At 34.7% G+C, this 13,288-nt stretch carries 13 protein-coding genes; 8 read left to right on the top strand and 5 right to left on the bottom strand.

Annotated features, from left to right (window positions below; genetic code table 11):
* Positions 1 to 7: 7 nt before the first annotated feature.
* From FT986_RS09430 to FT986_RS09415, 4 genes are all read right to left on the bottom strand, one after another.
* The gene (locus tag FT986_RS09430) at positions 8 to 748 is read right to left on the bottom strand and encodes an isoprenyl transferase (RefSeq protein WP_147864817.1); all 741 of its coding nucleotides are present in this window, start codon (positions 746 to 748) and stop codon (positions 8 to 10) included.
* Positions 748 to 1,440: a DUF6089 family protein gene (locus FT986_RS09425; RefSeq protein WP_147864816.1), complete on the bottom strand. Its 693-nt coding sequence runs from the start codon at positions 1,438 to 1,440 to the stop codon at positions 748 to 750. Before FT986_RS09425 ends, FT986_RS09430 begins: the two co-directional genes overlap by 1 nt.
* Before the next feature lie 103 nt (positions 1,441 to 1,543).
* Positions 1,544 to 2,428 carry an NAD kinase gene (locus FT986_RS09420; protein WP_147864815.1) on the bottom strand — a complete coding sequence of 295 codons (885 nt, stop codon included), beginning with the start codon at positions 2,426 to 2,428 and terminating at the stop codon, positions 1,544 to 1,546.
* Positions 2,425 to 3,084: a CBS domain-containing protein gene (locus tag FT986_RS09415; RefSeq protein WP_147864814.1), complete on the bottom strand. Its 660-nt coding sequence runs from the start codon at positions 3,082 to 3,084 to the stop codon at positions 2,425 to 2,427. Before FT986_RS09415 ends, FT986_RS09420 begins: the two co-directional genes overlap by 4 nt.
* 88 nt (positions 3,085 to 3,172) lie before the next feature.
* Here FT986_RS09415 and FT986_RS09410 point away from each other — a divergent pair, with 88 nt between their 5' ends.
* The 8 genes from FT986_RS09410 to clpX all read left to right on the top strand — a co-directional run bounded on the left by FT986_RS09410 (position 3,173) and on the right by clpX (position 11,468).
* On the top strand, positions 3,173 to 3,886 hold the full coding sequence (locus FT986_RS09410) for a pyridoxine 5'-phosphate synthase (protein WP_147864813.1): 714 nt from the start codon (positions 3,173 to 3,175) through the stop codon (positions 3,884 to 3,886).
* The gene (locus FT986_RS09405) at positions 3,886 to 4,659 is read left to right on the top strand and encodes an alpha/beta fold hydrolase (RefSeq protein WP_147864812.1); all 774 of its coding nucleotides are present in this window, start codon (positions 3,886 to 3,888) and stop codon (positions 4,657 to 4,659) included. Before FT986_RS09410 ends, FT986_RS09405 begins: the two co-directional genes overlap by 1 nt.
* Before the next feature lie 100 nt (positions 4,660 to 4,759).
* Positions 4,760 to 6,016, top strand: coding sequence for an OmpP1/FadL family transporter (locus FT986_RS09400; protein WP_147864811.1), 1,257 nt, complete (start codon positions 4,760 to 4,762; stop codon positions 6,014 to 6,016).
* Positions 6,017 to 6,030: 14 nt separating this feature from the next.
* Positions 6,031 to 7,596, top strand: coding sequence for a G-D-S-L family lipolytic protein (locus tag FT986_RS09395; protein WP_147864810.1), 1,566 nt, complete (start codon positions 6,031 to 6,033; stop codon positions 7,594 to 7,596).
* Between the two features lie 78 nt (positions 7,597 to 7,674).
* Positions 7,675 to 8,010 carry a phage holin family protein gene (locus tag FT986_RS09390; RefSeq protein WP_111540667.1) on the top strand — a complete coding sequence of 112 codons (336 nt, stop codon included), beginning with the start codon at positions 7,675 to 7,677 and terminating at the stop codon, positions 8,008 to 8,010.
* Between the two features lie 99 nt (positions 8,011 to 8,109).
* Entirely contained in the window at positions 8,110 to 9,432 is a 1,323-nt protein-coding gene (gene tig, locus FT986_RS09385) for a trigger factor (protein ID WP_147864809.1), read from the top strand.
* Positions 9,433 to 9,539: 107 nt separating this feature from the next.
* Complete coding sequence (gene clpP / locus FT986_RS09380) at positions 9,540 to 10,226, top strand: ATP-dependent Clp endopeptidase proteolytic subunit ClpP (RefSeq protein ID WP_147864808.1); 687 nt, start codon at positions 9,540 to 9,542, stop codon at positions 10,224 to 10,226.
* A 9-nt stretch (positions 10,227 to 10,235) separates the two neighbouring features.
* Positions 10,236 to 11,468 (top strand): ATP-dependent Clp protease ATP-binding subunit ClpX, encoded by a 1,233-nt coding sequence (gene clpX, locus FT986_RS09375; RefSeq protein ID WP_147864807.1) that lies wholly within the window; start codon positions 10,236 to 10,238, stop codon positions 11,466 to 11,468.
* 140 nt (positions 11,469 to 11,608) lie between these two features.
* On the opposite strand, the gene groL is transcribed toward clpX, so the two are convergent.
* Positions 11,609 to 13,246 carry a chaperonin GroEL gene (groL, locus tag FT986_RS09370; protein ID WP_111540663.1) on the bottom strand — a complete coding sequence of 546 codons (1,638 nt, stop codon included), beginning with the start codon at positions 13,244 to 13,246 and terminating at the stop codon, positions 11,609 to 11,611.
* Between the last annotated feature and the right edge of the window lie 42 nt (positions 13,247 to 13,288).

The following is a 13,288-nucleotide window of genomic DNA, read 5'->3' as shown; positions in this document are numbered from 1 at the left end:
CAATATATTAATTGATTTGTTCACTGGTTTTTCCAAATCTTCGTTCTCTGTTTTGATAATTTAGTATTGCTTCTAATAAGTCTTCTTTGCGGAAATCTGGCCACAAAATATCTGTAAAATATAATTCCGCGTAAGCGATTTGCCACAACAGGAAATTACTAATACGACGTTCTCCACTTGTTCTAATCAATAAATCTACATCGGGTAGATCGTGAGTGTACAAATGCTGCTGTACGAAATCTTCATTAATTTCACTGGTTTCAATTTCTTGCGCTGAAACCTTTTCGCTTATTCTTTTTATGACACTTAAAAGTTCTTCTCTAGAACCGTAGCTAAGTGCTAATGTTAGGGTCATTAAATTATTGTTAGAAGTTTTTTCAATTACTTCTTCTAATTCTTTTTTAGCCTTGGAGGGTAAATTATCTAAACAACCAATAGCTTTAAGCTGTATGTTGTTGTCCATTAAAGTTTTAATTTCTTTCTTAAGAGAAGAAACCAATAACTTCATAAGGGTTTTAACTTCTAATTTTGGTCGGTTCCAGTTTTCTGTAGAAAAAGCGAAAAGAGTTAAGTTTTTTACACCTGTTTCGGCACAAATTTCAACGGTTTCTCTAACCGCAACTGTTCCTTTTTCGTGACCTACAGCTCTTAAAAAGCCTTGTTTTTTTGCCCACCTACCGTTACCGTCCATAATTATGGCGATGTGTTGTGGAAGCTTTTGTTTATTTATTTTTTCTTTCAAATTCATTAAAAAGCGCAATAACAAGGTTTTCGGCCAAAGGTATAAGTTAAGGTGACTCCTACAAACATATACCAATCATTTGTGTTGGGATTACCAAAAGAAGGGTAAACTTCACCACCGTCAAACTCTTCAGGATTACTTCCGTCAAGGTTATCGGTAAAGGTGTAACGAGCACCGGCTTCAATTCCTAAAACCCAATTGGTGTTTAAAGTGCCTTTTACTCCTATAACCATAGGGATGGCTGCCGTAATTTTATTATCACCAGGAACAATACGATTGGTCCTGTCTACATATTGATTGTCAGTAAAAACTCCTGTTAAACCTGTATATAAATAGGGTGTGAGTTGAGGCTTAAGGTTGTGAAGATTCCACTCCCAGAACGTGTATTCAATGCCTAAAGAAGCCTCGGTAATTTCATTTTTAAATGAATACCCTCTTTCTTGTCTCCTGTTTTCATCAGAATTTTTATCATCTGCCTCTAAAGAAGTGTGAAGAATAGAAAATCTAAAAGAGTGTCTTTTACTTCTATTCCATTTAAAAATACCTCCAGCTAGTAAGCTTTTTGGAGCTATATAGCTAGTAGATCCTACGTCACCAATATAATTAGCACCTCCTATATAGGGGCCAATTTCATAGGTTTGAGAACGTATATCTTTCACACACATAAGTATGGTTATCACAGCAATTAAATACCTCATAGATTTTCAAAAGTTTGCAAATATATGAATTAAGTTTTCTCTAACTTAATTTATATGGTTTTTGTACTTCTATGATTAACAAATTATACTCGTTTTTATTGTTTTAGTTTCTTTTATCTTCTCCCCAAAGTAACTTTTGTCTTAGAGTTTTGATGAAACTATCTTCATTTAATAGAACTAAACCTATAGTGAAAGGTGCTTTTTTAATGGTGATGGTGGTATCGTTATGAAGACTGGTTAATCGTGAATCTAACGAAACTAAAAACTCATTTTCTCTTCCGGAAACTTTAAGTGTTAGCTCTGTGTTATCTGGAATCATTAAAGGTCTTGCGTTTAAGTTGTGAGGAGCAATAGGTGTTATAGCTAACGCTTTAGTTTTAGGGTCTATAATTGGACCTCCGCAACTTAAAGAGTAACCTGTTGAACCAGTTGGCGTAGCAATAATTAAACCGTCTGCCCAATACGCATTTAGGTATTTGCCGTCTAGCCAAGTCTCGATGGTGATCATCGAAGTGGTGTTCTTTCTACTAATTGCGATCTCATTTAAAGCAAAGTTCATATTAGAAAGACTATCGTTTTGTGGAGATGTTGCAATGGTGATTAATTCTCTTTTTGATATAGAGTATTTTTTTTCCTTTATAGCTAACATCATTTTTTTGATGTTCTCTTTTTGTATAGTTGCTAAAAAACCTAATCTTCCTGTGTTAATACCAACGATAGGAATGTCTAAGTCTCTTACAAAATTGATGCTTTTTAAAATCGTACCGTCTCCACCAATACTAAAAAATAATTGATAGGAACTATCAAGTTTTGTAAAGGTAGAAAAATTGGTGTATTGCTTCTCTATGCTACTATTTTCATTAATAATTTTAAGAAAATTAGCTTCAATCTCTACTTGTATATCTTGTAATTCTAGGGCGTCTAAAAGCTCTTGAATATACTGACCGGAGTTTTTATGATAAAACTGTCCGTAAATTGCTACTTTCATATATTCAGGTATTTATCTAGGTAGTCAGATCTTTCTTGTAAGTTTTTGGTGTAAGTGTCTTCTTCGTGTGAGCTTAGAATATTGTAGCCGTATCGTCTTAAGGTTTGGATTACATCATTAACTCCAGAAATATTGGTTTTTATAGTGATTTCTGCTACATCATTTTCAATTTTACTTACAAAAGCACCTAATAATTTATTGTTTGATGATTCTATAATCTGACTAATTTCACTAAAAGAATATTCCGTAAAGTTTTTTTCAACCACTAAAATGGCACCGCTTTCATTTAAAAATGGAGTTTCATTAAAGAAAGACATAATATCTCCTAATTCAAGGTAACCAAGGTATTTATTAGATTTATCTTCTAATACCGGCATAAGGTTGGCATTGTTAACGCTAAAGTTTTTTAAAACTTCTAGCCAATTTTCGGTGTCACGAACAAAAAATCGCTCCAGAGCATATTGATAATCCTCTAAAGTTTTTTCATTATCAAAGCATCTTAAATCATTTTCGCTAATAGAACCTATAAAAACTCCATCCTTTTCGACTGGAATATGTGTATAGGTAAGTTCGTTAAAAAGCTTTTTCAAATTCTTTATAGGCTGATTTACAGATTGGATTTCAATATCCTTAATAATGTAATTAGACAATAGCATACTCTGTGCGTTTTAACTGCAAATTAATTAAATTATACCACATGAAAGAATGGCAACTTTGTATTTTTGTAAAGCTAAAGACAAACCTATGACAAAATTAAGTGTTAATATCAATAAAATAGCCACCTTAAGAAATGCACGTGGTGGTAATATCCCCAATGTAGTAAAAGCTGCAAAGGATATTGAAGAATTTGGAGCACAGGGAATAACAGTGCATCCAAGACCAGATGAGCGACATATAACTTACCAAGATGTAAGGGATTTGCAGCCTGTGGTAAAGACAGAATTTAATATAGAAGGTAATCCTGTTACAAAATTTATAGATCTAGTTATCCAAAATCAACCCACGCAAGTTACCTTGGTTCCAGATGCGGTAGATGCTATTACTTCTAATGCAGGTTGGGATACAGTTAAAAATAAGGAGTTTTTAACCGAAGTAATTTCTGAGTTTAAGAGTAAAGGTATTCGTACATCTATTTTTGTAGACCCTAATCCCGAAATGATTAAAAATGCAATACATACGGGAGCAGATAGAATAGAGTTATACACAGAAGATTTTGCTAGCGAATATGAAAAAGGAAATCATGATGCTATTAAACCTTATATCGCTTGCGCGGAAATTGCCAATGATTTAGGTTTAGGGATAAATGCAGGTCATGATTTATCATTGCAGAACATTGAGTTTTTTAAAAAAAATATTCCTGGTTTATTGGAAGTTTCTATAGGTCATGCGTTAATTGCAGAGTCGCTTTATGAAGGTTTAGAAACAGTTATTCATAAATACCTAAAACTACTTCAGTAATGAAATTATATTCAAAAGTAATAGGAGAAGGGAAGCCATTTGTCATTCTGCACGGTTTTTTAGGAATGGGTGATAACTGGAAAACTTTAGGAAAAGAATTCTCAGAAAAGGGGTTTCAAGTTCATTTGGTTGATCAAAGAAATCACGGTCGTAGTCCGCATACAGATGAGTTTAGTTATGAACTAATGGCAGAGGACATTAAGGAATATTGTGAAGAAAAAAATCTAAAAAATATTATTTTGCTAGGTCATTCTATGGGAGGGAAAACTGCGATGAAGGTGGCGACGAAATATCCAAATTTAATAGACAACCTAATCGTAGTAGATATCGCTCCAAAATATTATGAGCCTCATCACCAAACCATTTTAGAAGGCTTAACTATGCTACAAAATGCAGAGTTAGACTCTAGAGGCTTAGCCGATGAAAAATTAGAAGAGTATATTTCAGAATGGGGAGTAAGACAATTTCTTTTAAAAAACCTGTACTGGAAGGAGAAAGGGAAGTTGGCTTTAAGAATGAATCTAGACATCTTAAAAGAAAAAGTGGAGAGTGTAGGAAAAGCTTTAGAGGAGAACGATACATTTGAAAAGGATACTTTATTTGTAAGTGGGGGGAACTCTAATTACATCCGTAAAGACGACAGAGAGTTAATAAAATCTCACTTTCCTAAAAGTAACTTAGTAACAATTAAAGATGCGGGGCATTGGGTTCACGCAGAAAAGTCAGATGATTTTTTTCAAATAATTATGGCTTTTATTGATAAATTCTCATAAATTTACTATGCCTGCATAATATTTCTCAAAAATGCTTGCCTATATTCTATTTTATGCTAAATTTGAAATAATGAAATAACTTAATATATCTTCTATGATTATGAAAAAACTACTATTTTTTGCAGCATTTTTGCTTGCTGCGAGTGTTACGTATGCAGGTGGTTATCGAGTGAGCGCTCAGGGTCAAAGAGCTTTGGCAATGGGGCACACGGGAGTGGCAGTCGTTAACAGTGCAGAATTGGCTTTCTTTAACCCCGCAGGATTAGTTTATTTAGAAAACAAATTAAATATATCAGCTGGTGTAACAGGTGTTATGTCTAATGTAAAATGGCAAAATGTAGAATCTGGCCAGTTTGCAGAAACAGATAACCCAATAGGGACACCCTTTTATTTTTACGCTTCATATAAAGTAACCGATTTTCTCTCAGTAGGGTTAAGTGCTTATTCTCCTTATGGAAGTACAGTAGAATATCCAACAGATTGGGCGGGATCACATTTAGTTAATAATATTGATTTACAGGCTATTTATATTCAGCCGTTAGTTTCATTAAGATTATCTGAATATTTTAGTATTGGTGGTGGTCCAATTTATGTAACAGGAGGTGTAAACTTTAATAGAAACGTGAATAGAACTCTTACAGATGAACAAGGAGATCGATCTAATGTAGAAATTGATGCTTCTAACGTTACCAATTGGGGCTGGTCTGCTTCTTGGATGTTTACTCCAACAGAAAATTTTAGAATAGGATTTAATTACCGTTCTGAAGTTATCTTAGAAGCAGAAAACGGTGACGCTACTTTCTCTAATGTGCCTAACTCTCCATTGTCACCAGTACAAAATGGAACGGTGAATTTTGATGCTTCTTTACCAATGCCTGCCGAAATGACTGTAGGTTTATCTTACAGCTTCCTAGATAAGTGGTTGTTCGCATTTGATTATAACAGAGCTTATTGGAGTGTTTATAATGATTTGTTGATTGATTTTGAACCAGAAGGTGTTCCAGATTCTTCTAACCCTAGAAACTACAAAAATGCTTCTACTTATAGATTTGGTTTACAGTATGAAGCTCTAGATCAATTAACCTTAAGAGCAGGATATTACTTAGATGAGTCTCCAGTACAATCAGGTTATTTTGCTCCAGAAACACCAAGAAATGATTCCCACGGATTTACCGGTGGTTTTTCTTACCAATTAAGTAAGAGATTTGCTTTAGATGCCTCTGTAACTTACCTAAGATTTAATGAAATTGATGCCTCTTATGATTTTTATACAGAAAATGGGCAAAGTGTACCATTTGAAGGAACCTATAAGAGTAACGCTTTTTTAGCAGGTTTGGGTGTAACATTTAATTTATAATAGAAATGATAACAATGAGAAATTATATAAAATATGCTGCAGTTCTAGCTTTAGGATTGGTGGCTTGTGAACCAGAGTTTGATGAATCTGTTGAAGATGATAAGGTATATGACCAAGGAAGTGCAGATTTTAGCAATTATGTTGCGGTAGGAAATTCTTTAACAGCAGGTTATGCAGATAATGCGTTGTATGTTAGTGGGCAAAAAAATTCTTATCCTAATATTTTAGCACAACAGTTTGAGCGTGTAGGTGGAGGAGATTTTACTCAGCCTTTAATGAATGATAACCTTGGCGGACTTTTACTTCAAGGTGATCAAATAGCAAATAACCGTTTGACGTTATCTGTTGTAAATGGTGCGCCAGCACCAACACCAATTTCGGGAACTCCAACTACAGAAATTTCAAATACACTTACGGGATCTTTTAATAATATGGGAGTTCCTGGGGCGAAAAGTTATCACCTAATGGCTCCAGGTTATGGAAATGTAGCAGGTGTGTCTACAGGTCAATCAAATCCTTATTTCGTACGTTTTCGTTCTTCTGCAGAGGCAACAGTATTGGGGGACGCCGTGGCGCAAAACCCAACGTTCTTTAGTTTATGGATAGGAAATAACGATGTGTTAGGTTATGCTTCCGCTGGTGGGGCAGGAGTTAGTCAGCAAGGAAATTTAGATCCTGCTACGTATGGAAGCAATGATATTACAGATACTAATGTTTTTGCATCTGTATACAGTCAAGAAGTGGATGCGCTTTTAGGATCAGCAAGTGCTGGGGTCGTTTTGAATATTCCAAATGTAACTTCAACTCCTTACTTTAATACGGTGCCATTTAATCCTTTATCGCCTGCTACTTTAGGTGATCAAATTCCAACTTTAAATGCTACATACGCTCAGTTAAATCAAGCTTTCGCATTCTTAGGTGTGCCTGAAAGATCAATTCAGTTTTCTACTACGGGGGCAAGTGGTATTGTTGTTCAAGATGAATCTTTGGCAAATATTTCTGCTCAATTGACTCAAGTACTTGTTGCAGGTGGTTTAGACCCACAAACAGCAGCTATTTATGGAGCGCAATATGGACAAGCAAGACAAGCAAATGAAAATGATTTGTTAGTATTGCCAAGTTCTTCTGTAATTGGTACTTTAAATGAGGATCGTTTGGCAGAATTAGTTGGTGTAGGTGTGCCACAAGAAATTGCTGGTCAGTTAGCAGTAAACGGAGTAACTTATCCTATGCAAGATCAATTTGTGTTAATTCCATCAGAACAAGAAGAGGTGGCGACTGCGACAGCGGCGTTTAATCAAATTATAGAATCTATCGCTGCAGATAAAGGTTTAGCTTTTGTAGACGCTAATGCGATATTGGAAAGAGTGGCTACTTCTGGTATTTCTTTTGATGGTGGTTCTATAACGGGAGAATTTGCTACTGGAGGAGCTTTTTCTTTAGATGGAATTCACTTAACCCCTAGAGGGTATGCTTTTATAGCTAATGAAATTATAAAATCTATTAATACAACTTACAATGCTACTATACCAAGTGTAAACATTGGAGATTATAGCGGTGATCCTTCTTTAGGAGACTAGTTGAAAGTTAATTTTTTTAAAAAGGCATTCTATATCTAGAATGCCTTTCTTATTTTTAGAATAAACTTAGATAGATATATGAAACTCATTCTTAAAATTCTTGTTACAGCTATATTAGTAGTTATTTTGGCTGAAATTTTACCAGGAGTCACCACTTCTAGTTATGTTACGGCTATTATCGTAGCGGTTATTTTAGGCTTACTTAATTTAATCGTTAGGCCTATTTTAGTGTTATTAACACTTCCTGTTACGATTGTTACATTAGGTTTATTTCTACTGGTTATCAATGCTTTTATCATATTGGTAGCAGATGGTTTAATTGGTGGTTTTGAGGTAGACGGATTTTGGTGGGCGCTTATTTTTAGTGTTTGTCTTTCAATCTTACAATCTATTCTTGATTCGATAACCGATTAGCTTCCGTAAAATAAAAATCACGTCATCAAGTTAATTAAAAACTTGGTTGGCAGGTAAATAAATTGTAATTTTGCACTCCAAAATTTAGAAGTTTTAAGCATGGAAATTACAAGAGAGAATATAGACGAGCTAAATGCTGTAATAAAGGTTGATATCAAAAAAGATGATTACAACCCAAAAGTAGAGAAGATTTTAAAAGATTACCGTAAGACGGCTAACATTCCTGGTTTTAGAAAAGGTCATGTACCTATGGGAATGGTGAAAAAACAATACGGTCAAGCTGTATTAGTTGATGAGGTAAACAAAATTTTACAGGAATCTCTTAATAACTACATTACTGAAGAGAAATTAGAGATCCTTGGAAATCCATTACCAAAAGAGCAAGAAAGCTTCGATTGGCAACAAGATGATTATTCTTTTGAGTTTGAATTAGGTCTTTCTCCAAAATTTGATGTAGACTTAAAAACTAAAGAGGCTATCACACAATACCAAATTGTTGCAGATGAGGAGATGATTGATAATCAAATCAAAACCATCCAAAAGCAGTACGGGAAATTAGTTTCTAAAGAAGAAGTTGAAGAAGGAGATGTTGTTGCTGGTACTTTTAAAAATGAAGAAGAGGGAATTGAAAATACGACCACTCTTCCATTAGAAAAGCTAAAAGGTAAAAGAAATTTAAATAAATTTGTGGGATCGAAAGTAGGTGACACAATCAGTTTAAAAACAAAAAGTCTTTTTGAAGATGATCACGATCTTATCGAATTCTTAAAGGTAGAACACGATAAAGCACACGATTTAGATGTGGAGGTTACTTTTGAAATTACAGAAGTTAATCAACAAGAGCTTGCAGAATTGGATCAAGAATTATTTGATAAGCTTTTTGGTGAAGGGAACGTGAAAACGGTAACTGAACTTAAAGAAAAAATAAAAGAAGACGCAGAAAATCAGTTTAAACAACAAAGCGATCAGCAGTTGTTAAACGATGTAACAGAGCGTTTAATTGAAAATACAAACTTTAGCCTTCCGGCGGAATTCTTACAAAAATGGATTCAAGTAAGTGGGGAAAAGCAACTTACAGCAGAAGAAGCTAAAGAAGAGTACGAAAAAAGTGAAAAAGGTTTACGTTTTCAGTTAATTGAAGGGAAATTAGTTCAAGATAACGATCTTCAAGTTCAATTTGATGAAATTAAAGAGATTACTAGAGACCGTATTAAAATGCAAATGGCGCAATTCGGTCAGATGGATCCTTCAGAAAAAGATTTAGATGATATTACTGCAAGAGTACTTTCTAACCAAGATGAGGTAAAGAAATTATCTGAGCAAGTGATGAACCAAAAGTTATTAGAATTCTACAAAGAAAACATCAACTTGGATAAAAAGGAGATGACTTACGAAAATTTTGTTAAGGAAGTTTACAGGTAGTCTTTTATAGAATTAATACTTATATTTAAGGCGTTAAACCAATATGGGATAACGCCTTTTTTAGTCAATAAACACAGGGCTTTTTAAAGCCACAAACAAAAAAAAATATGGATTTCGGAAAAGAATTTGAAAAATTTGCGACCAAAGATCAAGGGATTAATCCAAACTATTATTCCAAAATAGTAAGTAGTATGACACCTACTGGGATGACACCTAATATTATTGAAGAAAGACAAATGAATGCGGTAGCTATGGATGTCTTTTCTAGATTGATGATGGATAGAATTATCTTTTTAGGAACAGGGATTAACGATCAAATAGCAAATATTGTACAGGCTCAAATGCTTTTTTTAGAGAGTACAGATGCTAATAAAGATATTCAAATCTACATTAACTCTCCAGGAGGAAGTGTATATGCAGGATTAGGAATTTATGATACGATGCAGTTTATAAAGCCAGATATAGCAACTATTTGTACAGGTATGGCGGCATCAATGGGAGCAGTATTATTATGCGCCGGAGCTGCAGGAAAACGTAGCGGATTACCACATTCTAGAGTTATGATTCACCAGCCATTAGGAGGTGTTCAAGGTCAAGCAAGTGATATTGAAATTACCGCAAGAGAAATTCTTACCTTAAAGCAAGAGTTATACAATATTATAGCTAAGCACAGTGGGCAAGATTATGATAAAGTGCACGAAGACAGTGACCGTGACTACTGGATGAAAGCAGATAAAGCTAAAGAATACGGTATGATTGATGAAATTTTAACAAGAGGAGAAATCAAAGCATAAAGGATAGATATGGCGAAAGAAGAATTAGAATGTTCGTTTTGCGGAAGAAAGAAACCAGATACCAGTTTGTTAATTGCAGGCTTGGATGCACATATATGTGATCGCTGTATTGAGCAAGCTCACGGCATCGTGGTGGAAGAATCGAAACAAGAAGGAGCACTAGAACTTTCTACGGAGTTTAAATTACGCAAACCAAAATCCATTAAAAGTTTTGTAGATGATTATGTCATTGGGCAGGAGTATACCAAGAAAGTACTTTCTGTAGCGGTTTACAATCACTACAAGCGTTTACTACAACCTAAAAGTGATGATGATATCGAGATCCAGAAGAGTAACATCATTATGGTGGGGCAAACAGGTACTGGTAAAACCTTAATGGCAAAAACCATTGCAAAAATGCTTAATGTGCCTTTAGCAATTGTTGATGCTACGGTTTTAACAGAAGCAGGTTATGTAGGAGAAGATGTAGAAAGTATTTTAACAAGATTATTGCAAGCTGCAGATTATAACCTGGAAAAAGCTCAGCAAGGTATTGTTTTTATTGATGAGATAGATAAGATTGCACGAAAGAGCGATAACCCTTCTATTACTAGAGATGTGAGTGGGGAAGGAGTTCAGCAAGCTTTACTAAAACTTTTAGAAGGTACAACAGTAAATGTGCCGCCTAAAGGAGGAAGAAAGCATCCTGATCAAAAATTTATTGAAGTAAATACAGAGAATATCTTATTTATTGCTGGAGGGGCTTTTGACGGAATTGAAAAAAATATTACTAAACGACTTAATTTACAAGCCGTAGGGTATAGTGCTTCTAAATCTGAAGATACTATTGAACAGGATAATATCCTTAAATATATTATTCCAAAAGATTTAAAAGACTTCGGATTGATTCCTGAAATTATTGGGCGACTTCCTGTTTTAACCTATATGAATCCGCTTGATGAAGAAACGCTTAGGGCTATTTTAACTGAACCTAAGAATTCTTTGATTAAACAATATACAAAGTTGTTTGAGATGGACGATATAGAGTTTAGTGTTACCGATGGTGCGTTAGATTATATCGTTACAAAAGCTATTGAGTATAAGTTGGGAGCTAGAGGATTACGTTCTTTATGCGAAGCTATCTTAACCGATGCTATGTTCGAAATGCCAGAAGGTAAAGAGAAAGAATTAAAAGTGACTAAAGCTTACGCGGAAAAAGCGTTAGACAAAAGCACGATTAAAAAGTTAAAGGCAGTTTCTTAGCAGAACTTTCTTTAAAGTTATAAAGGCTACCTCGAAGGGTAGCCTTTTTTTATTTAATTCAGCGTAAGCTAAATAATCATAAAAAAGAAACCCACTTCATTGAAGTGGGTTTCTTTGTATAGGTTGTTGAATGAAAATGATTACATCATTCCTGGCATACCGCCACCCATTCCTTGTGGCATACCACCACCAGCTCCTTCTTCAGGAATATCAATTAATGCACACTCTGTAGTTAAGATCATACCGCTTACAGAAGCTGCATTTTCTAAAGCTACACGTGTTACTTTTTTAGGATCTATAATTCCTGCTTTCAACATATCTACATAAGTTTCAGTTTTAGCATCGTAACCAAAGTCTTTCTTACCTTCTAAAACTTTATTGATCACTACAGAACCTTCTCCACCAGCATTTTCAACAATAGTTCTTAATGGAGATTCGATAGCGCGAGCTACAATTTGAATTCCCGTACCTTCATCAGTATTATCAGCTTTTAGCTTATCTAGTACAGCTTTAGCTCTAACTAAAGCAACACCTCCACCAGCAACTATACCTTCTTCTACAGCAGCTCTCGTTGCGTGCAAAGCATCATCAACACGGTCTTTCTTCTCTTTCATTTCAACTTCTGAAGCAGCACCTACATATAGTACAGCAACACCACCAGCAAGTTTAGCTAATCGTTCTTGAAGTTTTTCCTTGTCATAATCTGAAGTAGTACTTTCTATCTGTGCTTTAATTTGGTTCACACGATTCTTGATAGTATCATTATCACCAGATCCATTTACGATAGTTGTATTGTCTTTGTCGATACTTACTTTTTCTGCAGTTCCAAGTTGTTCTAGAGTTGCATTTTCTAAAGTGAAACCTCTTTCTTCAGAGATTACTGTGCCACCAGTAATGATAGCAATATCTTCTAACATTGCCTTTCTACGATCTCCAAATCCTGGTGCTTTTACAGCAGCAATTTTTAAAGAACCTCTTAATTTATTCACTACCAAAGTAGCTAAAGCTTCTCCGTCAACATCTTCAGCAATAATTAATAAAGGCTTACCACTTTGTGCTACGGGCTCTAAAATTGGCATTAAATCTTTCATCGTAGAGATTTTCTTATCAAAAATCAAGATGTAAGGATTCTCTAAATCTGTAGTCATTTTTTCGCTATTAGTAACGAAATATGGAGAAAGGTATCCTCTGTCAAACTGCATTCCCTCTACAACATCTACATAAGTTTCAGTACCTTTTGCTTCTTCTACAGTAATCACTCCTTCTTTTCCAACTTTAGCAAAAGCCTCAGCGATCAACTCACCAATTAACTCGTCATTGTTAGCAGAAATTGAAGCTACTTGCTTAATTTGATCTGAAGAGCTTCCTACTTCTTTAGTTTGCTTTGCTAAGTCCTTAGTAATAGCTTCAACAGCTTTGTCTATCCCTCTTTTTAGATCCATTGGGTTAGCTCCTGCTGCTACATTCTTAAGACCTTCTTTTACGATAGCTTGTGCTAATACAGTAGCGGTAGTAGTACCATCTCCTGCTAAATCGTTGGTTTTTGAAGCTACTTCTTTTACCATTTGAGCTCCCATATTTTCTAAAGGATCTTCTAGCTCAATTTCTTTTGCTACAGAAACTCCATCTTTGGTAACTACTGGTGCTCCAAATGATTTGCTAATAATTACATTACGACCTTTTGGTCCTAAAGTTACTTTTACTGCGTTTGCTAAAGCATCTACTCCGCGCTTAATCCCGTCGCGTGCTTCAATATCAAATTTTATATCTTTTGCCATTTTTATTTTTTTTGTTGAAACGTATGTTTCGAATAATTAGAA

It is taken from the genome of Mesonia sp. K4-1, assembly GCF_008017825.1.
Classification (GTDB): domain Bacteria; phylum Bacteroidota; class Bacteroidia; order Flavobacteriales; family Flavobacteriaceae; genus Mesonia.
Note: the sequence above shows the minus strand (reverse complement) of the source record. Positions and strands in the feature narration are given on the sequence as shown.